Source organism: uncultured Escherichia sp. (assembly GCF_948475835.1).
Lineage (GTDB): Bacteria > Pseudomonadota > Gammaproteobacteria > Enterobacterales > Enterobacteriaceae > ECMA0423.
This window is the reverse complement of sequence record NZ_CAOLGM010000047.1, coordinates 1-18,774: the sequence shown is the minus strand read 5'-3', so window position 1 is coordinate 18,774 and position 18,774 is coordinate 1. Positions and strand designations below refer to the sequence as shown.

The following is an 18,774-nucleotide window of genomic DNA, read 5'->3' as shown; positions in this document are numbered from 1 at the left end:
TGCTGGGAAAATTCCGAGTTAGTCGTTATATTGTCGCCTACATAACGTTACATTAAGGGGTTACCAATGGCTCGTAAATGGTTGAACTTGTTTGCCGGGGCGGCACTCTCTTTCGCTGTTGCTGGCAATGCACTGGCAGATGAAGGGAAAATCACGGTGTTCGCCGCCGCATCACTGACTAACGCAATGCAGGACATTGCTACGCAGTATAAAAAAGAGAAAGGCGTGGATGTGGTTTCTTCTTTCGCTTCGTCATCTACTCTCGCCCGTCAGATTGAAGCGGGTGCGCCTGCGGATCTGTTTATTTCTGCCGATCAGAAATGGATGGATTATGCAGTTGATAAAAAAGCGATCGATACAGCTACGCGTCAGACACTGCTCGGCAATAGCCTGGTCGTTGTAGCACCGAAAGCCAGCGAGCAGAAAGATTTCATCATCGACAGCAAAACTAACTGGACTTCGCTGCTGAATGGCGGTCGCCTCGCGGTTGGCGATCCGGAACATGTCCCTGCTGGCATTTATGCAAAAGAAGCACTGCAAAAACTGGGCGCATGGGATACGCTCTCCCCGAAACTGGCTCCGGCGGAAGATGTTCGTGGCGCGCTGGCGTTGGTCGAACGCAATGAAGCGCCGTTGGGCATTGTTTACGGTTCTGACGCAGTTGCCAGCAAAGGGGTAAAAGTGGTTGCCACCTTCCCGGAAGATTCACATAAAAAAGTGGAATATCCGGTTGCTGTTGTGGAAGGGCATAACAATGCGACAGTGAAAGCATTTTATGATTATCTGAAGGGACCGCAGGCTGCGGAAATCTTTAAACGTTACGGATTTACAACCAAGTAATGATACTGACCGATCCAGAATGGCAGGCAGTTTTATTAAGCCTGAAAGTTTCTTCCCTGGCTGTGCTGTTTAGCCTGCCGTTTGGGATCTTTTTTGCCTGGTTACTGGTGCGTTGCACGTTTCCGGGCAAAGCTTTGCTCGACAGCGTACTGCATCTACCGCTGGTGTTACCGCCCGTGGTCGTCGGTTACTTATTATTAGTTTCGATGGGACGGCGCGGATTTATCGGTGAACGTCTGTATGACTGGTTTGGTATTACCTTCGCCTTTAGCTGGCGCGGCGCGGTTCTCGCTGCCGCCGTCATGTCGTTTCCGCTAATGGTGCGGGCAATTCGTCTGGCGCTGGAAGGGGTTGATGTCAAACTGGAACAGGCCGCAAGAACACTGGGGGCCGGGCGCTGGCGCGTTTTCTTTACTATCACGTTACCGCTGACCTTACCGGGAATTATTGTTGGTACGGTACTGGCTTTTGCTCGTTCTCTCGGTGAATTTGGCGCAACCATCACCTTTGTGTCGAACATTCCTGGTGAAACGCGAACCATTCCTTCTGCCATGTATACCCTGATTCAGACCCCCGGCGGGGAAAGTGGCGCAGCGAGACTGTGCATTATTTCTATTGCGCTGGCGATGATCTCCCTGTTGATTTCAGAATGGCTGGCCAGAATCAGCCGTGAACGGGCGGGGCGCTAATCATGCTGGAACTGAATTTTTCCCAGACCTTGGGCAACCATTGCCTGACTATTAATGAAACGCTGCCCGCCAATGGCATCACTGCTATCTTTGGCGTCTCCGGTGCCGGAAAAACTTCGCTGATTAACGCCATCAGTGGACTGACGCGCCCGCAAAAAGGGAGGATTGTCCTCAATGGTCGGGTACTAAATGATGCCGAAAAAGGTATCTGCCTGACGCCAGAAAAACGTCGCGTTGGCTATGTTTTTCAGGATGCACGGCTGTTCCCGCATTACAAAGTGCGTGGCAATTTGCGCTACGGCATGGCGAAAAGCATGGTCGATCAGTTCGATAAGCTGGTGGCGCTTTTAGGCATTGAACCGTTGCTTGACCGTTTACCGGGCAGCCTGTCCGGAGGCGAAAAACAGCGCGTGGCGATTGGTCGGGCTTTGCTGACGGCTCCGGAATTGCTGTTGCTGGATGAACCGCTGGCGTCACTGGATATTCCGCGTAAACGCGAACTGTTGCCTTATCTGCAACGTCTGACGCGGGAAATCAACATTCCGATGTTGTATGTCAGCCATTCGCTGGATGAGATCCTCCATCTGGCAGACAGAGTGATGGTACTGGAAAACGGTCAGGTGAAAGCCTTTGGCGCGCTGGAAGAAGTCTGGGGTAGTAGCGTGATGAATCCGTGGCTGCCGAAAGAGCAACAAAGTAGCATTCTGAAAGTGACGGTACTTGAGCATCATCCGCATTACGCGATGACTGCGCTGGCGCTGGGCGATCAGCATTTGTGGGTCAATAAGCTGGACGAACCGCTGCAAGCTGCGCTACGTATCCGCATTCAGGCTTCCGATGTTTCTCTGGTTTTACAACCGCCGCAGCAAACCAGCATTCGTAACGTATTGCGGGCAAAAGTTGTTAATAGTTATGACGACAACGGCCAGGTGGAAGTGGAGCTGGAAGTCGGCGGTAAAACGCTGTGGGCGCGTATCAGCCCGTGGGCCAGGGATGAACTGGCGATCAAACCTGGCCTGTGGCTGTACGCGCAAATTAAAAGTGTGTCGATAACCGCCTGATTAAATCAGGTGGCTATAAATGAACTGGGCAATGCTGTCGGTGGTGTTATCACCAATCACAATGTTGGCGCGCGCTTTTACCGCGTCATCGGCGTTGCCCATCGCCACGCCTGTACCAGCGGCTTCCAGCATACTGATATCATTAAAGTTATCGCCGAATGCCACGACGTTTTCCATCGACCAACCTTGCGCCTCAACCCATTTCGTCAAACGTTTACCTTTGCTGTTGCCGCCGCGTGCAATATCAACCTGATCGTGCCAGGACCATTCACACTCCAGTCCCAGTTCATGTTCGACATGCTTACCAAAATGCTGCAATTGCGGCAGGTCATCGTGCGTCAGGGCGAACTTCCATACGGCGTTAACTTGTTGCGCCGTTTCAGCCAGAGAAGCGACTTGTGTGAAAGTCGGACGCTGTTCCGGCGGCAGGGTTTGCGCCCAGTTAGACGTGCGAATGACATGCCCGGTCGGGTGCTCATAGACCATTGCATCATCGACATACATCAGACCGTGAATGTGGTGTTCATTCAGCATCTCAATGAGTTGCAGGGCTTTATTAACGGGCATTGGGTCCGCTTCCAGCACGGTTTTTGCATGATAATCATACAAATAGGTGCCATTACAGCAAATAGCAGGTGTATCCAGCGCCAGCGCCTGATAAAAAGGATGAATAGCGACGTGATGGCGACCTGTGACGATGATTAATTGATAGCCTGCTTCGCGAGCGCGGGCCAGGGCTTCTATCGATGAAGGAAGCAGGGTCTTTTTCGGGGTCAATAAGGTGCCGTCTAAGTCGAGAGCAATCACGCGTGTGGTCATGGCGTATTCCAGATTAAGGTTAAGAATTTTCGTCTGCGCGAATGGTACACCGATACCACTATCGGACAAAATTCTGCGTTTTAATTCAGCATTCACCGCCAAAAGCGACTAATTTTAGCTGTTACAGTCAGTTGCTAAATGCAAAGGAGCATTCATGAAGCAAACAGTTTATATCGCCAGCCCTGAGAGCCAGCAAATTCACGTCTGGAACCTGAATCATGAAGGCGCACTGACGCTGACACAGGTTGTCGATGTGCCGGGGCAGGTGCAGCCGATGGTGGTCAGCCCGGACAAACGTTATCTCTATGTTGGTGTTCGCCCTGAGTTTCTCGTCCTGGCGTATCGTATTGCCCCGGACGATGGCGCACTGACCTTTGCCGCAGAGTCTGCGCTGCCGGGTAGTCCGACGCATATTTCCACCGATCACCAGGGGCAGTTTGTCTTTGTAGGTTCTTACAATGCGGGTAACGTGAGCGTAACGCGTCTGGAAGATGGCCTGCCAGTGGGCGTCGTCGATGTGGTCGAGGGGCTGGACGGTTGCCATTCCGCCAATATCTCACCGGACAACCGTACGCTGTGGGTTCCGGCATTAAAGCAGGATCGCATTTGCCTGTTTACGGTCAGCGATGATGGTCATCTCGTGGCGCAGGACCCTGCGGAAGTGACCACCGTTGAAGGGGCCGGCCCGCGTCATATGGTATTCCATCCAAACGAACAATATGCGTATTGCGTCAATGAGTTAAACAGCTCAGTGGATGTCTGGGAACTGAAAGATCCGCACGGTAATATCGAATGTGTCCAGACACTGGATATGATGCCGGAAAACTTCTCCGACACCCGTTGGGCGGCTGATATTCATATCACCCCGGATGGTCGCCATTTATACGCCTGCGACCGTACCGCCAGCCTGATTACCGTTTTCAGCGTTTCGGAAGATGGCAGCGTGTTGAGTAAAGAAGGCTTCCAGCCAACGGAAACCCAGCCGCGCGGCTTCAATGTTGATCACAGCGGCAAGTATCTGATTGCCGCCGGGCAAAAATCTCACCACATCTCGGTATACGAAATTGTTGGCGAGCAGGGACTACTGCATGAAAAAGGCCGTTATGCGGTCGGGCAGGGACCAATGTGGGTGGTGGTTAACGCACACTAACCGCTGATTTAACCGGCGCAGTCTCTCCTGCGCCGGTGTATTAACCTATCTCCTGTAACGCATGTCTCTGGCGTTCGACGATATTGGTCCACAAATTGTCTTTATCGTCAGTCCACAAATTAATCAGCAAGGCAAAAAAGCGTTCTGCTGCCGGAGAAAGCACGGCATCTTTGCGGCGAATAATCCCCAATGTCCGACGTATAACGGGTTCCACCAGTGGGATACCAATAATCGAAGAATAGGGCGCATGGGGCATTGCCAGACCAGGAAGCGCCGAAATCCCCAGTCCTGCCTCCACTAGTCCTAATGACGTCGAAAGATGACGCACTTCGTAAAACCAGTCCAGCTTCCAGGGCTTGTCGGCTAGCTGTTGTTCTATCAACAATCGGTTGCCGCTGGAGGAACGTACGCCAATCATTTTGTAACCCACTAACTCCTGCCATTCTACAAGCTGCTTTTTGGCCAATGGATGGTCACGCCGACAGGCCAGCACGAATGGCTCGTTGACCAGTGGGGTAAAATCAATGGATGAATTTGTGACGTTGTTCATGTTTATGCCAAAGTCTGATTCGTTACACAGCACCGATTCCATGCAATTATTCGTGCCTTGTTCCAGAATCCGCACTTTAATATTGGGATACAGCTCATTAAATTTACCGATTGCCAGCGGTAAAAAATAAAATACTGCGGTCGGAATACACGCTAACGTCACCATACCACGATGATAAGCATTCATATCACGAATATTAAAAAGCGTTTCATCGAATTTCTTTATTAATTCCCGCGCCTCCGGGAGCAACCTTTTTCCTGCTTTTGTTGACGTAACCTTGCGAGTTGTACGCTCAAATAGTTGAATATGTAAATCTTCCTCCATCTTTTTTATTCTTCGCGTTAATGCAGGTTGCGTAATATTGAGTAATTTAGCGGCATTGTTAAATGAACTGGACTCTGCCAGTATGACAAATGCCTTCATACTTGATAATTCATGCTTCATTATTACTCCGGAAAATGGAAGCGACGATTTTGGGTGGCTGGCCGTTAAAAATTTTAACTGCATTTAGCCAACTTAAATTAATGAAAAAATGTTATTAATCGTTGAGCTAAAGTCATTAGAGATGCTTTGCCCTTAATGTAACCATATCGCAATAAGTTATGTTTTTAAATTGAGGGCATTATTATGAAAAAAATACCCTGCGTGATGATGCGAGGTGGAACCTCGAGGGGCGCGTTCTTGTTAGCGGAACATTTACCCGAAGATCAAACGCAGCGCGATAAAATATTGATGGCAATTATGGGTTCCGGTAACGATCTGGAAATTGACGGTATTGGCGGCGGTAATCCGCTGACCAGTAAAGTCGCCATTATTAGCCGTTCCAGCGATCCGCGTGCTGATGTCGATTATCTGTTTGCTCAAGTTATTGTCCATGAGCAACGTGTCGATACCACGCCTAATTGTGGCAATATGCTGTCTGGTGTTGGGGCATTCGCCATTGAAAATGGTTTGATTGCAGCGACTTCACCAGTTACCCGCGTACGTATCCGCAACGTCAATACTGGTACGTTCATCGAAGCTGATGTGCAAACGCCAAATGGTGTTGTCGAGTACGAGGGTAGTGCCAGAATTGACGGCGTACCGGGTACTGCCGCACCGGTTGCGCTCACTTTCCTGAATGCCGCTGGAACCAAAACCGGAAAAGTTTTCCCGACTGATAATCAGATTGATTATTTTGACGATGTCCCGGTGACCTGTATCGATATGGCGATGCCAGTCGTCATTATTCCGGCTGAATATCTGGGAAAAACAGGTTATGAATTACCGGCGGAACTGGATGCCGACAAAGCATTATTAGCCCGCATTGAATCTATCCGTCTACAAGCGGGTAAAGCAATGGGCTTAGGTGATGTCAGTAATATGGTTATCCCTAAACCTGTGCTTATTTCTCCAGCGCAGAAAGGCGGGGCAATTAATGTGCGTTATTTTATGCCGCATTCTTGCCATCGCGCGCTGGCGATAACCGGTGCTATTGCTATTTCCAGTAGTTGTGCATTGGAAGGCACCGTCACCCGACAAATCGTCCCTTCTGTAGGATACGGCAATATCAATATTGAACACCCCAGTGGTGCGCTCGACGTTCATTTAAGTAATGAAGGTCAGGATGCCACGACGTTACGCGCATCTGTTATTCGGACGACCAGAAAAATATTTTCCGGTGAAGTTTATCTTCCCTGAAAAAATTCGTTGTCAGGATAAGGACAATCAATAAAGGACTTCTGTATGAGTCATACAGAAAGAACAGGATTTTAAATGAATAAGAAATCGTTATGGAAGCTAATTCTGATATTAGCGATCCCATGTATTATTGGTTTTATGCCAGCTCCGGCAGGATTAAGCGAACTGGCGTGGGTGCTTTTTGGTATTTACCTGGCGGCCATTGTGGGGCTGGTTATCAAGCCTTTCCCGGAACCTGTCGTACTGTTAATTGCCGTTGCTGCCTCCATGGTGGTGGTCGGTAACTTATCCGACGGTGCGTTTAAGACCACCGCCGTATTAAGCGGTTACTCTTCAGGTACTACCTGGCTGGTGTTCTCGGCGTTTACCTTAAGCGCCGCATTTGTGACCACCGGTTTAGGTAAACGTATTGCCTATCTGCTGATTGGTAAAATCGGTAACACCACGCTGGGTCTGGGTTACGTTACGGTATTCCTCGATCTGGTACTGGCTCCGGCAACACCGTCTAACACCGCGCGTGCGGGCGGCATTGTGTTACCGATCATCAACAGCGTGGCGGTGGCTTTGGGGTCCGAACCGGAAAAAAGTCCGCGTCGTGTCGGACATTACCTGATGATGTCCATTTACATGGTCACCAAAACCACCAGCTATATGTTCTTTACCGCAATGGCGGGGAACATTCTGGCGCTGAAAATGATCAACGACATTCTGCACCTGCAAATTAGCTGGGGTGGATGGGCACTGGCCGCCGGATTGCCGGGCATCATTATGCTGCTGGTCACCCCACTGGTGATTTATACCATGTATCCGCCAGAAATTAAGAAGGTGGATAATAAAACCATCGCTAAAGCGGGCCTTGCCGAACTGGGACCGATGAAAATCCGCGAAAAAATGCTGCTCGGTGTCTTTGTGCTGGCGCTGCTGGGCTGGATTTTCAGTAAGTCTCTGGGGGTTGATGAATCCACCGTGGCAATCGTTGTTATGGCGACCATGCTGCTGCTGGGTATCGTTACCTGGGAAGACGTGGTTAAAAATAAAGGCGGCTGGAATACCTTAATCTGGTACGGCGGTATTATCGGATTAAGCTCCTTATTATCGAAAGTTAAATTCTTCGAATGGTTAGCTGAAGTCTTTAAAAATAACCTGGCATTTGATGGTCACGGTAACGTTGCTTTCTTCGTTATTATTTTCCTCAGCATTATCGTGCGTTATTTCTTCGCTTCCGGTAGTGCCTATATCGTTGCTATGTTACCGGTATTTGCCATGCTGGCGAACGTCTCCGGCGCACCGTTAATGTTAACCGCGCTGGCACTGTTGTTCTCCAACTCCTATGGCGGCATGGTTACTCACTATGGCGGCGCGGCAGGTCCGGTCATCTTTGGCGTGGGTTACAACGATATTAAATCCTGGTGGTTGGTCGGTGCGGTACTGACGATATTAACCTTCCTGGTGCATATCACCCTCGGCGTGTGGTGGTGGAATATGCTGATCGGCTGGAACATGCTGTAAATATACTCGTCATACTTCAAGTTGCATGTGCTGCGTTTGCGTTCGCTCACCCCAGTCACTTACTTATGTAAGCTCCTGGGGATTCACTCACTTGTCGCCTTCCTGCAACTCGAATTATTTAGAGTATATCCATTTATTATCTTTCTGCGCACTTCACGGTGCGCAGATATCTGGAGCATTTGATGATCAAGTTATCTGAAAAAGGCGTGTTTCTCGCCAGTAATAACGAAATAATTGCCGAAGAACATTTCACCGGCGAAATTAAAAAAGAAGAAGCCAAAAAAGGCACTATTGCCTGGTCTATTCTCTCTTCTCATAATACGTCCGGAAATATGGATAAACTTAAAATTAAGTTTGATTCATTAGCCTCTCACGATATTACCTTTGTTGGTATTGTACAGACCGCTAAAGCGTCCGGAATGGAACGTTTCCCGCTGCCGTATGTGCTGACCAACTGCCATAACTCACTCTGCGCCGTCGGCGGCACCATTAACGGTGATGACCATGTTTTTGGTTTATCGGCGGCCCAGCGTTATGGCGGTATTTTTGTGCCTCCGCACATTGCGGTCATCCATCAATATATGCGTGAGATGATGGCAGGCGGCGGCAAAATGATCCTCGGGTCAGACAGCCACACCCGTTACGGTGCATTAGGGACAATGGCAGTCGGTGAGGGTGGCGGTGAGTTGGTAAAACAGCTGCTTAATGACACCTGGGATATCGACTATCCGGGCGTGGTTGCGGTGCATCTGACCGGAAAACCTGCGCCGTATGTGGGGCCACAGGATGTGGCGCTGGCTATCATTGGCGCGGTGTTCAAAAACGGTTACGTCAAAAACAAAGTCATGGAGTTCGTTGGACCGGGCGTTAGCGCGCTCTCTACCGATTTCCGTAACAGCGTTGACGTGATGACCACGGAAACCACCTGTTTAAGCTCCGTCTGGCAAACTGATGAAGAAGTGCATAACTGGCTGGCGCTGCACGGTCGCGGCCAGGATTACTGCCAGCTTAACCCTCAACCGATGGCGTACTACGATGGCTGCATCAGCGTTGATTTAAGCGCCATCAAACCAATGATTGCGCTGCCGTTCCACCCGAGCAACGTGTATGAAATCGACACACTGAACCAGAACCTGACCGACATTCTGCGTGAGATTGAAATTGAGTCCGAACGCGTGGCGCACGGTAAAGCCAAACTCTCGCTGCTGGATAAAGTGGAAAATGGTCGCCTGAAAGTGCAGCAGGGGATTATCGCGGGCTGTTCTGGCGGTAACTACGAAAACGTCATCGCGGCGGCGAATGCACTGCGCGGTCAATCCTGTGGCAATGACACCTTCTCGCTGGCAGTTTACCCGTCATCACAGCCGGTGTTTATGGATCTCGCCAAAAAAGGTGTGGTAGCAGATTTGATTGGCGCAGGGGCAATCATCAGAACCGCGTTCTGCGGCCCATGCTTTGGCGCGGGCGATACGCCAATCAACAACGGTTTGAGTATTCGCCACACCACGCGTAACTTCCCGAACCGCGAAGGCTCTAAGCCAGCTAATGGGCAGATGTCAGCGGTGGCGTTGATGGACGCTCGTTCTATCGCTGCGACTGCGGCAAACGGTGGCTATTTAACCTCTGCCAGCGAACTTGATTGCTGGGACAACGTGCCGGAGTACGCCTTCGATGTAACGCCGTATAAAAACCGTGTTTATCAGGGCTTTGTGAAAGGGGCAACTCAGCAACCGCTGATTTACGGACCGAACATTAAAGACTGGCCGGAATTGGGTGCGCTGACTGACAATATCGTCCTGAAAGTGTGCTCGAAGATCCTCGACGAAGTGACCACCACCGACGAACTGATTCCTTCCGGTGAAACCTCTTCTTATCGTTCAAATCCGATTGGTCTGGCGGAGTTTACCCTGTCACGCCGCGATCCCGGTTATGTTGGCAGAAGTAAAGCGACTGCTGAGCTGGAAAATCAGCGTCTGGCGGGGAATGTCAGCGAGCTGACAGAGGTGTTTGCGCGCATTAAGCAGATTGCTGGTCAGGAGCATATTGATCCGCTGCAAACTGAAATTGGCAGCATGGTATATGCGGTGAAACCAGGCGATGGTTCTGCGCGTGAACAGGCGGCGAGCTGCCAGCGTGTGATTGGCGGTCTGGCGAATATTGCCGAAGAGTACGCGACTAAACGCTACCGTTCTAACGTCATCAACTGGGGGATGTTACCGCTGCAGATGGCGGAAGTGCCAACCTTTGAAGTGGGGGATTACATTTACATCCCTGGCATTAAAGCGGCGCTGGATAATCCGGGTACGACGTTTAAAGGTTATGTGATCCATGAAGATGCGCCGGTAACGGAAATTACGCTCTATATGGAAAGTCTGACTGCTGAAGAGCGCGAGATTATCAAGGCGGGTAGTTTGATTAACTTCAATAAAAACCGTCAGATGTAAAAAGCGCCATGTGAATGTAGGTCGCATTCGGCACTTATTGTCGGATGCGATGCTTGCGCATCTTATCCGACCTACGAATCGCATCGAATCTGTAGGCCAGATAAGGCATTTTCGCAGCATCCGGCACTTATTGTCGGATGCGATGCTTGCGCATCTTATCCGACCTACAAATCGCATCGAACCGTAGGCCGGATAAGGCGTTTACGCCGCATCCGGCAAATAGTTAATTGCTCTTACTTCTTCGCCTCTGCAACCACTTTACTACCCACGCCGCGGTTATTGTATTCCCACATGCGGTTGTAGTTAGTGTCATTCAGATTGCGCTGTATTTCGTCGTTATCATCTACGCTGCCGGTATTACCCGCAAACGGACGATTAGAGATCACCGCATCGGCCCACGGTTTAGCCGTGTTAAAACCTTCGTTGATGGCGCTATCACGGATCACCACCTGACCGTTGGTATTGGCATCAACATCCAGCGAGCGGCCCAGTTGCGCCACACCATCACCGAAAGCATTGAAACGGCTGTTTACGGCGAGGAAACCGTAGTAAATGTTGGACAGCGTAGCCGGTGCAAACACATACGCTTCTTGCTGAGTACGTGAGTTCACCACGCGGAATTCGGTGTTATCGAACACCACTGCGCCGCGACCAGAAACGATATCCACATCCCCTTCAATGTAGCTGTTGGTCACCAGCGTACGCGGCTGACGGTTGGTTTCCAGACGGTTCTGCACACCGCTGTTGGTGACAAAGAAGGTGTTCTGACGACCGAGAATGTTAACGTTGTTAATCTGTACCTGGTCACCATCAGTACGCAGTGCCACCGCCGGATGGTTACCTGCATCTACGCTATCGCCCAGCGTGTTTTCGATGGTCAGATTTTGCAGTTGCAGGCCATTGTTTTGTGACCAGAAGACCGCAGAGCAGAGAACACCGATACTGTCGCTGCGTTTGCTCTGGCAGCTATCGTACATATACCACGCTGGTTTACCTGGCATATATTTGCCGCGCGGGTTGACGTCGTGACGCCAGTCGGCAGGGCTCATGCCACCATCAAGGGAAAGCCCAATCTTCACATCAATCGGTTTTTCACCTGTACCGTACAGAGTAATTCCACCCGGAGCGGCAGGGACATATACCGTTCCCTGATACTCACCAGGCATCACGGCAATATACTGGCGCTTGTTGGTACGCTTGATAATTGCCGCATCTACCGCCGCCTGAATCGTGGTATGCGTTACACCTTGAGTGCCCGCTGGGCCGACAACAAAGTCAGGTTGCGCAGGCAGGGTAATCGGGGAAGGATTCCACGCTGCAGCACCTGGTGTCAGGGATGCAAAATAGTGTTGAGCATCGAAATTCTGCGCTTCTTTTGCCGACAGAATCGGGCGAGAAGAGGTACCAGGCGCGGTTTGATCAGAAGGACGTTGATCGGGCGGGGTTGAGCTACAGGCGGTCAGCGTCACGCCAAAAGCCAATGCCAGCGCCAGACGGGAAACTGAAAATGTGTTCACAGGTTGCTCCGGGCTATGAAATAGAAAAATGAATCCGTTGAAGCCTGCTTTTTTATACTAAGTTGGCATTATAAAAAAGCATTGCTTATCAATTTGTTGCAACGAACAGGTCACTATCAGTCAAAATAAAATCATTATTTGATTTCAATTTTGTCCCACTCCCTGCCTCTGTCATCACGATACTGTGATGCCATGGTGTCCGACTTATGCCCGAGAAGATGTTGAGCAAACTTATCGCTTATCTGCTTCTCATAGAGTCTTGCAGACAAACTGCGCAACTCGTGAAAGGTAGGCGGATCCCCTTCGAAGGAAAGACCTGATGCTTTTCGTGCGCGCATAAAATACCTTGATACTGTGCCGGATGAAAGCGGTTCGCGACGAGTAGATGCAATTATGGTTTCTCCGCCAAGAATCTCTTTGCATTTATCAAGTGTTTCCTTCATTGATATCCCGAGAGCATCAACATGCAATGCTGTTGGGATGGCAATTTTTACGCCTGTTTTGCTTTGCTCGACATAAAGATATCCATCTACGATATCAGACCACTTCATTTCGCATAAATCACCAACTCGCTGCCCGGTAACAACAGCCAGTTCCATTGCAAGTCTAAGCCAACATGGTGATGATTCTGCTGCTTGATAAATTTTCAGGTATTCGTCAGCCGTAAGTCTTGATCTCCTTACCTCTGATTTTGCTGCGCGAGTGGCAGCGACCGGGTTTGTTGTTATATGGCCTTCAGCTATTGCCTCTCGGAATGCATCGCTCAGTGTTGATCTGATTAACTTGGCTGATGCCGCCTTGCCCTCGTCTATGTATCCATTGAGCATTGCCGCAATTTCTTTTGTGGTGATGTCTTCAAGTGGAGCATCAGGCAGACCCCTCCTTATTGCTTTAATTTTGCTCATGTAATTTATGAGTGTCTTCTGCTTGATTCCTCTGCTGGCCAGGATTTTTTCGTAGCGATCAAGCCATGAATGTAACGTAACGGAATTATCACTGTTGATTCTCGCTGTCAGAGGCTTGTGTTTGTGTCCTGAAAATAACTCAATGTTGGCCTGTATAGCTTCAGTGATTGCGATTCGCCTGTCTCGGCCTAATCCAAACTCTTTACCCGTCCTTGGGTCCCTGTAGCAGTAATATCCATTGTTTCTTATATAAAGGTTAGGGGGTAAATCCCGGCGCTCATGACTTCGCCTTCTTCCCATTTCTGATCCTCTTCAAAAGGCTACCTGTTACTGGTCGATTTAAGTCAACCTTTACCGCTGATTCGTGGAACAGATATTCTCTTCCATCCTTAACCGGAGGAGGGAATATCCTGCATTCGCGCACCCATCGACGAACTGTTTCAAGGCTTCTTGGGCGTCGCTGGCGAGCGTTCCACTCCTGAAGTGTCAAGTACATCGCAAAGTCTCCGCAATTACACGCAAGAAAAAACCGCCATCAGGCGGCTTGGTGTTCTTTCAGTTCTTCAATTCGAATATTGGTTATGTCTGCATGTGCTATCTGCGCCCATATCATCCAGTGGTCATAGCAGTCATTGATGTCCTCTGCTTCGATAACTCTGTCGAATGGCTCTCCATTCCATTCACCTGTGACTCGGAAGTGCATTTATCATCTCCATAAAAAACCGCCGTAGCGAGTTCAGATAAAAGAAATCCCCGCGAGTGCGAGGATTGTTAGTTGCGATCTGCTGCTGCCATGGTCATTACCATATCCACCCAATTTCACCAGACATGATTCTCGCAATCACTATCATCACCAAAGTGATAATCACAACTTTAACTGGCGGCATCATTCACCATCCTGCTCCGGCGGTTCTGGCAGCGGCATCCAGTCGGTTACATTGCGACTCTGTGTTTCGAAAAATTCATCACCATTGCGGACAATATCGAAAAACTCTCCGTCTCGATATTGCGCATAAAGAACGAATGCGCCATCACATAAAATAATTACGTGCTGACCATCATCTGGCATCCGCTCACTACAGCTTATCCAACCATCCGGAATTACCGGAGAATTGCCATTTACCAAGTCAGCTCGAACATATAGCGTGTCATCATGGTGCTGATTGTGGCTGCACCACGTTAATTCGCTTAACTCGCCATCTTCTGGCCATACTCCAGCTGTTTGCAGCCAGATATGAGCTGGCGCATCCTGGCAAGGTGTATTAACTGGAAACTTGTAAGTTTGGCTTACAGGTTGGCTACCCTGAAGCATGGCAGCGTGGCAGGCATACTCAACGCCCTTAACTGCATCTGCGCAGTAGTTATAGCGATTGCATTCCACTAATTTCCGTTTGAGTTTTTCAATTGCCTGCGCGACATCAGCCTGTATTACAGGAACTGGCGGAACGGCTGTTTGCTCTCGAACGTCATTAGTCGCTATCGGTTCTGCTGCCAACTGACTGGCATATTTGTTAATGGTAACGATAAGCTCTTGCTCAGCCTCATCCAGACAATCACCGATACCTCGCCTGTCACCGTCAAAATCATCGAAATCGGCACGAATCTTGGCAACCTTCAGGATTGCGGACAACACCTCACTAGGAATTACCGGATAGTTGGTTGACGTTTCCGCGATTTCCCGAAAATTATTGGTTGACGAATTCTTGTTTTCCCGAAAGTTTCCGGACTGAAGCATGGCGGCGCGGCAGGCGTTCCAGCCTCTCACCTCTGCAATAGCGGCAACAGCATCAACCGCGTACATGCTAAGAGGATTAGGCATTGGTTTTTCTTCCGGTACTACTGGCGCTGGAGGGGCGGCGTAAATGCCCTCTATCACTAAATGTTTGCGCTCAAAATCATCTGGCTCTCGATGATATACGTAACTCCAATCACCAAGGTTATCATTGCGCCTGCAACGGAAACCTATCGGCTCGACTTCCAGCGCTGCCAGAGCAATTCGTGCCAGTTCTTCCGCTTCTTCTGCTGGCAGTACAACGTTGCTACCAGGTCCGTATGTTTCGCGCCACTGCTTGATTGTCAGCAGTCGCTCTTTGGTAATAGTGGTCATAGCTATTTCACCTTAATCTCAACATTTCGCAGCTTTAGCTCTACTGGCAGGTCTGACTTTCCTGTTAATGCTAATGCGAGATTTTCAGGAGTAATGAGAGCAGTTATTGTTTTCCCCATCTCCAGACGAATAATCATTCGTATCTCGCGATCGTCACATGCTCCTGGTCGAACAATTGATATTTGTCCGTTCATCTCACTCTCCTTTGATGCGAATGCCAGTGGTACTCATTCTCCTGATTTCCCAGAGCACACGAGGAACACCACCGTTTCCGACCGGATCGCGTTTACTCCGCAGGGCGACGCTTGATTCCGCCCAGCTTTTTCTTGGAGGAAGCTCTTTCACACGAACAAAACCAGCTGCGCGGAGAGATGCTCCTGATTCATCTGCCTGGGTGTACGTAATACAACGTTGATAACCCATAGCCTTTGCTGCCCGCCAGACAGCACCATAAAGCGCGCTGTTAGCGTTGCGTTCTCCTGTGGTACATGTGCGATTTACTTCAAGCGTTAATCCATCGTCCAAATGTCGTGCAACAGGTCTACCGGCTGTCGCCACACCTATCAATTCTCCGGCATCATTTCTCAGACCAATGCTGAATTTATGCCCCACCGGGGGTTTATTGTGTCGGTGATGTCTGGATATAAACGCCTTCGCAACACGAAGAGTAACCGGTGAAATCTGCACTCTCACTCTCCTTTGATGCGAATGCCAGCAAGCCAGTTTCTTATGCCGATATATTCAGCGTTCCTGAAACCACTTTTTACATATATAAATGGCAAGCGAAGATTGTGACCATTGACTGCCAGGTAATCTTTACAACCCTGTTCGGTGAAACAGCAGGTAACGAATTCATCAATATCTTTCACAGCAACGCGCCGCCACTTTTCTGGTGGCTCTCGAAAGTTTTCGTGAAGTAGTTCGAGACGACGACTTTGGCGTTTATTGGCTTCATTGCCATCTTCATCAACCCAGACAATCCGGTCATAGTCATAATCAGCATCAACAACGATTTCGCGCTTTTGATACACACAAAACATAGGGTCTGACGTTATTCGATTATCCTGTGTTCGAATATTTTCACCGATGATGCCAAACGAATCTGGTGCAGATTTTGTCTGCAACTCTTCGATACGTTCAGCCATCGCAGCACACTCTTCAAAGTTGCTTAATGCTTTTCGCTCCCATTCAGCGCATTGTTTTCTAAGCTCTGCAATCAGCTTGTCTTTGCCTTCAAGCTCAACGCGCAGCTTCCCTACCGTTAGCGCAATATCCTCGTTCTCCTGATCGCGGCGTTTTATGTATTGCTGGTTTCTTTCCCGTTCATCCAGCAGCGCCTGCACTACTTCAGGGTTGAAAGCTGCGATATAACGAGCATTAGCAGCAGCTTTTTTCTGTCCATCAAACCCAGGCCATTTGATAACATCTTCGCATCGTTTATCACCTGGCGTATGCACCGCATACGTACCAGTACCCGGCGAAATAAATGCGACCCATTCGCCCTGTGTTGCCTGTTTTGCTAACTCACGCAGTGCCTGATAGTCAATCTTGCTCACTGGTTGCCTCCTTTGCGAAGCTCTGCGGCGAACTCGTTAAGTGATATGTAGCAATCTCCAAATGTTAACGAACCGCTCGACTGCATATGCTCCATAGCCATCTCCACGCCCTGCGCCCGTACTTCAGCCAGGAAAGCATCTGTTGCCGGAGTTTCAGGAATCCGTCTCCTCATCCGTTCTACTGCATGATTGAACCCGAAGTCTTCCGCGAGAGATACGTCATCCATATTGTCATTGTCATCCTCAATATCCCGTGGTTCTGGAATTGCAGACTTTATTCCCGCATTCTCCGCCGCCAGCGCCGCGCGATTACCCTCCAGCTCTGCAATGCGCTGTTTTGCGGTATCAAGTTCAATCGATAATTTTTCCAACTGCTCTTTATGCTTCTTGTATTCCTGATATGCGTGCCAGGACTGACCTTTGCGCACACTATCAGTAATATCAGTAATCTGTTCTGGTGTTAGCGTAGTCAGTGGCTGTGCTGGGAAAATCAGCACTTTCCCGGAATCCCAATCAAAACCAGCGTGAATTGACTGAACCTCAATTGAAGGTGTTGAACCAACGCTGCCAGGCGAATGAACAACGATCGTTACATCCATATCGCGACGATGGCTGTGGTTATTGGACAAAATACGATTCACCAACTCAGAAAATTTGGAGAATTTCATGCGGAGCCTCAATATGCAAAATAGACAGTTGCCACACCGTTATAGTGATCAAACGATACGGCGTTTACTTCATAGCTGGCAGGAAGCTTCGAGCCGAGAACGTATCCGGGCCACGTTTTCCATGGAATTTCTCTACTCTCACTATCCCCATATACCGTACATCCAAGCGAACCTACAGCCTCGTCAGAACGTTTGCCGCATGTTATGAAACCTATATTTTTCTTGCTGGCCTTAATGGCGATTGGGTGAACACTGGCTGATGCATTGGCAGCACGCTGTGACTGTTGGTTTGCGATATTCGCAGAGTTCGCAGCAGCTACAGCAGCCGTGGTCGCGGCGGTAGATGCCACAATAACTGCTGAAGCCTGCGCCTGTTGGGTAATGGTCAGCAATGCCGCCACAAAAATCATCTTCTTCACTTGTCAGCTCCTTTGCGAATCTGTTCCGCCCATTCTTCAAGGGATTTCTCCGCATATTCACCGGACAGGCCATCAATCGGGTGCGATTCATTAGCCAACTCTTCTTTCGCTGACAGAATCATGCGCGTAACGTCGAAAACTTCACGTAAAGACTTATTGATAAATCCGTGGTTGAAAGCAGCAGCAAGACGGCTTGCGGTATAGTTAATCCCCTCGTTGCGAGCCTCCGCACGAATTTCAGCCAGGAAAGCATCGGTGACTGGGGGTTTGATTTCGTTAAGCGCATCACTGAATCCACCTCTCTCCATACCTAGCTCTGCTTCGTAATCGGCATCGAATGCAGCGTCTTTGCAGAACTTCTTCAGCTTTGCATTCTCCGCTGCCAGCGCCGAAAACTTCTCGTGTGCCAACTTAACAGCCGAATCAGCCTGCTTAATTGACTCAATCGCTTTCTGTTGGTCTTCGGACAGAGCTGAAATTTTGGCCTCCGCTTCAGCAAATTTACGCACCAGATATTCAGCGTTTGTTTCGTTAACCTTTAAATCTCGTGGGATGCATTTACCTTTCAGAAATCCATCCATCTCAATTAGTGACATTTGTTTCATTTTTCCCCACTCCGTAACATCGCATTCAGATATTTGTTTTGATTCACTGATGGAAAAGAATTTATCTTAAGCAATTCCTCTATCGATGGCATTGGCTTTACGCGTTGGCGAATAATCATTTCTGCCGGAAGAATGCCGGGATTGTATGCAAGTCCTCTCATGGTAAATTCCTCAGTCATTACTGATAGCGCCATAACGTGAGCGGTAATTACGAAGGCGCAGGTCGATATATTCAGGGAAGTGGGTATATGTGGC

The 18,774-nt window shown here is 49.3% G+C and carries 22 protein-coding genes and 1 pseudogene; 7 read left to right on the top strand and 16 right to left on the bottom strand.

The window, feature by feature from the left end:
* The first annotated feature begins 66 nt into the window (after positions 1-66).
* Genes modA through modC form a run of 3 tightly spaced genes read left to right on the top strand, consistent with a single transcriptional unit; the run spans position 67 to position 2,590 of the window.
* A complete protein-coding gene (gene modA, locus QZF50_RS11165; RefSeq protein ID WP_000101990.1) occupies positions 67-840 on the top strand; it encodes a molybdate ABC transporter substrate-binding protein in 774 nt (257 codons plus the stop codon).
* Complete coding sequence (gene modB / locus QZF50_RS11160; RefSeq protein ID WP_000604034.1) at positions 840-1,529, top strand: molybdate ABC transporter permease subunit; 690 nt, start codon at positions 840-842, stop codon at positions 1,527-1,529. The genes modA and modB overlap by 1 nt, the downstream gene beginning before the upstream one ends.
* Positions 1,530-1,531: 2 nt before the next feature.
* Complete coding sequence (modC, locus tag QZF50_RS11155; protein ID WP_000891683.1) at positions 1,532-2,590, top strand: molybdenum ABC transporter ATP-binding protein ModC; 1,059 nt, start codon at positions 1,532-1,534, stop codon at positions 2,588-2,590.
* On the opposite strand, the gene ybhA is transcribed toward modC, so the two are convergent.
* Entirely contained in the window at positions 2,591-3,409 is an 819-nt protein-coding gene (ybhA, locus tag QZF50_RS11150; protein ID WP_000213425.1) for a bifunctional pyridoxal phosphate/fructose-1,6-bisphosphate phosphatase, read from the bottom strand.
* A gap of 154 nt (positions 3,410-3,563) precedes the next feature.
* Between ybhA and pgl the strand changes: the two genes are divergently transcribed.
* Positions 3,564-4,559, top strand: a complete 996-nt coding sequence (gene pgl / locus QZF50_RS11145; protein WP_061892185.1) for a 6-phosphogluconolactonase — start codon at positions 3,564-3,566, stop codon at positions 4,557-4,559.
* Positions 4,560-4,599: 40 nt separating this feature from the next.
* Here pgl and QZF50_RS11140 read toward each other — a convergent pair whose 3' ends face one another.
* Positions 4,600-5,553, bottom strand: coding sequence for a LysR family transcriptional regulator (locus QZF50_RS11140; RefSeq protein ID WP_061892186.1), 954 nt, complete (start codon positions 5,551-5,553; stop codon positions 4,600-4,602).
* Between the two features lie 183 nt (positions 5,554-5,736).
* Between QZF50_RS11140 and QZF50_RS11135 the strand changes: the two genes are divergently transcribed.
* The 3 genes from QZF50_RS11135 (at position 5,737) to QZF50_RS11125 (ending at position 10,742) form a co-directional block, all read left to right on the top strand.
* Complete coding sequence (locus QZF50_RS11135) at positions 5,737-6,789, top strand: 4-oxalomesaconate tautomerase (protein ID WP_000723652.1); 1,053 nt, start codon at positions 5,737-5,739, stop codon at positions 6,787-6,789.
* Between the two features lie 75 nt (positions 6,790-6,864).
* A complete protein-coding gene (locus QZF50_RS11130) occupies positions 6,865-8,298 on the top strand; it encodes an anion permease (protein ID WP_001036475.1) in 1,434 nt (477 codons plus the stop codon).
* Positions 8,299-8,480: 182 nt separating this feature from the next.
* Complete coding sequence (locus QZF50_RS11125; protein WP_000593936.1) at positions 8,481-10,742, top strand: hydratase; 2,262 nt, start codon at positions 8,481-8,483, stop codon at positions 10,740-10,742.
* 233 nt (positions 10,743-10,975) lie between these two features.
* Here QZF50_RS11125 and QZF50_RS11120 read toward each other — a convergent pair whose 3' ends face one another.
* The 14 genes and pseudogenes from QZF50_RS11120 to QZF50_RS11055 all read right to left on the bottom strand — a co-directional run.
* Positions 10,976-12,259: a putative acyl-CoA thioester hydrolase gene (locus QZF50_RS11120; protein ID WP_001091569.1), complete on the bottom strand. Its 1,284-nt coding sequence runs from the start codon at positions 12,257-12,259 to the stop codon at positions 10,976-10,978.
* A gap of 134 nt (positions 12,260-12,393) precedes the next feature.
* Positions 12,394-13,464: a tyrosine-type recombinase/integrase gene (locus tag QZF50_RS11115; RefSeq protein WP_000533642.1), complete on the bottom strand. Its 1,071-nt coding sequence runs from the start codon at positions 13,462-13,464 to the stop codon at positions 12,394-12,396.
* On the bottom strand, positions 13,442-13,660 hold the full coding sequence (locus QZF50_RS11110) for an excisionase (RefSeq protein ID WP_001303849.1): 219 nt from the start codon (positions 13,658-13,660) through the stop codon (positions 13,442-13,444). The genes QZF50_RS11115 and QZF50_RS11110 overlap by 23 nt, the downstream gene beginning before the upstream one ends.
* Positions 13,661-13,699: 39 nt before the next feature.
* Positions 13,700-13,867, bottom strand: coding sequence for a hypothetical protein (locus QZF50_RS11105; RefSeq protein ID WP_061892187.1), 168 nt, complete (start codon positions 13,865-13,867; stop codon positions 13,700-13,702).
* Between the two features lie 183 nt (positions 13,868-14,050).
* Positions 14,051-14,659 (bottom strand): DUF551 domain-containing protein, encoded by a 609-nt coding sequence (locus tag QZF50_RS11100; RefSeq protein ID WP_237897973.1) that lies wholly within the window; start codon positions 14,657-14,659, stop codon positions 14,051-14,053.
* A pseudogene (locus QZF50_RS11095) lies at positions 14,648-15,271 on the bottom strand (DUF551 domain-containing protein); the annotation flags it as partial. The pseudogene QZF50_RS11095 and the gene QZF50_RS11100, both read right to left, overlap by 12 nt.
* Positions 15,272-15,273: 2 nt before the next feature.
* Positions 15,274-15,465 (bottom strand): hypothetical protein, encoded by a 192-nt coding sequence (locus QZF50_RS11090; RefSeq protein WP_061892189.1) that lies wholly within the window; start codon positions 15,463-15,465, stop codon positions 15,274-15,276.
* 1 nt (position 15,466) lies between these two features.
* Positions 15,467-15,958 (bottom strand): XF1762 family protein, encoded by a 492-nt coding sequence (locus QZF50_RS11085; RefSeq protein WP_001167293.1) that lies wholly within the window; start codon positions 15,956-15,958, stop codon positions 15,467-15,469.
* A gap of 2 nt (positions 15,959-15,960) precedes the next feature.
* Positions 15,961-16,827: an ead/Ea22-like family protein gene (locus QZF50_RS11080; protein ID WP_061892190.1), complete on the bottom strand. Its 867-nt coding sequence runs from the start codon at positions 16,825-16,827 to the stop codon at positions 15,961-15,963.
* A complete protein-coding gene (locus tag QZF50_RS11075; protein WP_061892191.1) occupies positions 16,824-17,495 on the bottom strand; it encodes an ead/Ea22-like family protein in 672 nt (223 codons plus the stop codon). The genes QZF50_RS11080 and QZF50_RS11075 overlap by 4 nt, the downstream gene beginning before the upstream one ends.
* 8 nt (positions 17,496-17,503) lie before the next feature.
* A complete protein-coding gene (locus QZF50_RS11070) occupies positions 17,504-17,914 on the bottom strand; it encodes a hypothetical protein (RefSeq protein ID WP_000738194.1) in 411 nt (136 codons plus the stop codon).
* On the bottom strand, positions 17,911-18,519 hold the full coding sequence (locus QZF50_RS11065; protein ID WP_061892192.1) for a hypothetical protein: 609 nt from the start codon (positions 18,517-18,519) through the stop codon (positions 17,911-17,913). Before QZF50_RS11065 ends, QZF50_RS11070 begins: the two co-directional genes overlap by 4 nt.
* Positions 18,516-18,680 carry a DUF2737 family protein gene (locus tag QZF50_RS11060; RefSeq protein ID WP_061892193.1) on the bottom strand — a complete coding sequence of 55 codons (165 nt, stop codon included), beginning with the start codon at positions 18,678-18,680 and terminating at the stop codon, positions 18,516-18,518. The genes QZF50_RS11065 and QZF50_RS11060 overlap by 4 nt, the downstream gene beginning before the upstream one ends.
* A 10-nt stretch (positions 18,681-18,690) precedes the next feature.
* Positions 18,691-18,774: phage anti-RecBCD protein (locus QZF50_RS11055; RefSeq protein ID WP_290388874.1), on the bottom strand; the 84-nt coding region annotated here is incomplete at its 5' end.

Coding starts and splice junctions, on each gene's coding strand:
- QZF50_RS11125 (WP_000593936.1), top strand. CDS start 8,481: ATGATCAAGTTATCTGAAAAAGGCGTGTTTCTCGCCAGTAATAACGAA.
- QZF50_RS11130 (WP_001036475.1), top strand. CDS start 6,865: ATGAATAAGAAATCGTTATGGAAGCTAATTCTGATATTAGCGATCCCA.
- QZF50_RS11135 (WP_000723652.1), top strand. CDS start 5,737: ATGAAAAAAATACCCTGCGTGATGATGCGAGGTGGAACCTCGAGGGGC.
- QZF50_RS11060 (WP_061892193.1), bottom strand. CDS start 18,680: ATGAGAGGACTTGCATACAATCCCGGCATTCTTCCGGCAGAAATGATT.
- ybhA (WP_000213425.1), bottom strand. CDS start 3,409: ATGACCACACGCGTGATTGCTCTCGACTTAGACGGCACCTTATTGACC.
- QZF50_RS11110 (WP_001303849.1), bottom strand. CDS start 13,660: ATGTACTTGACACTTCAGGAGTGGAACGCTCGCCAGCGACGCCCAAGA.
- modC (WP_000891683.1), top strand. CDS start 1,532: ATGCTGGAACTGAATTTTTCCCAGACCTTGGGCAACCATTGCCTGACT.
- QZF50_RS11105 (WP_061892187.1), bottom strand. CDS start 13,867: ATGCACTTCCGAGTCACAGGTGAATGGAATGGAGAGCCATTCGACAGA.
- QZF50_RS11065 (WP_061892192.1), bottom strand. CDS start 18,519: ATGAAACAAATGTCACTAATTGAGATGGATGGATTTCTGAAAGGTAAA.
- QZF50_RS11090 (WP_061892189.1), bottom strand. CDS start 15,465: ATGAACGGACAAATATCAATTGTTCGACCAGGAGCATGTGACGATCGC.
- modB (WP_000604034.1), top strand. CDS start 840: ATGATACTGACCGATCCAGAATGGCAGGCAGTTTTATTAAGCCTGAAA.
- QZF50_RS11140 (WP_061892186.1), bottom strand. CDS start 5,553: ATGAAGCATGAATTATCAAGTATGAAGGCATTTGTCATACTGGCAGAG.
- pgl (WP_061892185.1), top strand. CDS start 3,564: ATGAAGCAAACAGTTTATATCGCCAGCCCTGAGAGCCAGCAAATTCAC.
- QZF50_RS11115 (WP_000533642.1), bottom strand. CDS start 13,464: ATGGGAAGAAGGCGAAGTCATGAGCGCCGGGATTTACCCCCTAACCTT.
- modA (WP_000101990.1), top strand. CDS start 67: ATGGCTCGTAAATGGTTGAACTTGTTTGCCGGGGCGGCACTCTCTTTC.
- QZF50_RS11075 (WP_061892191.1), bottom strand. CDS start 17,495: ATGAAATTCTCCAAATTTTCTGAGTTGGTGAATCGTATTTTGTCCAAT.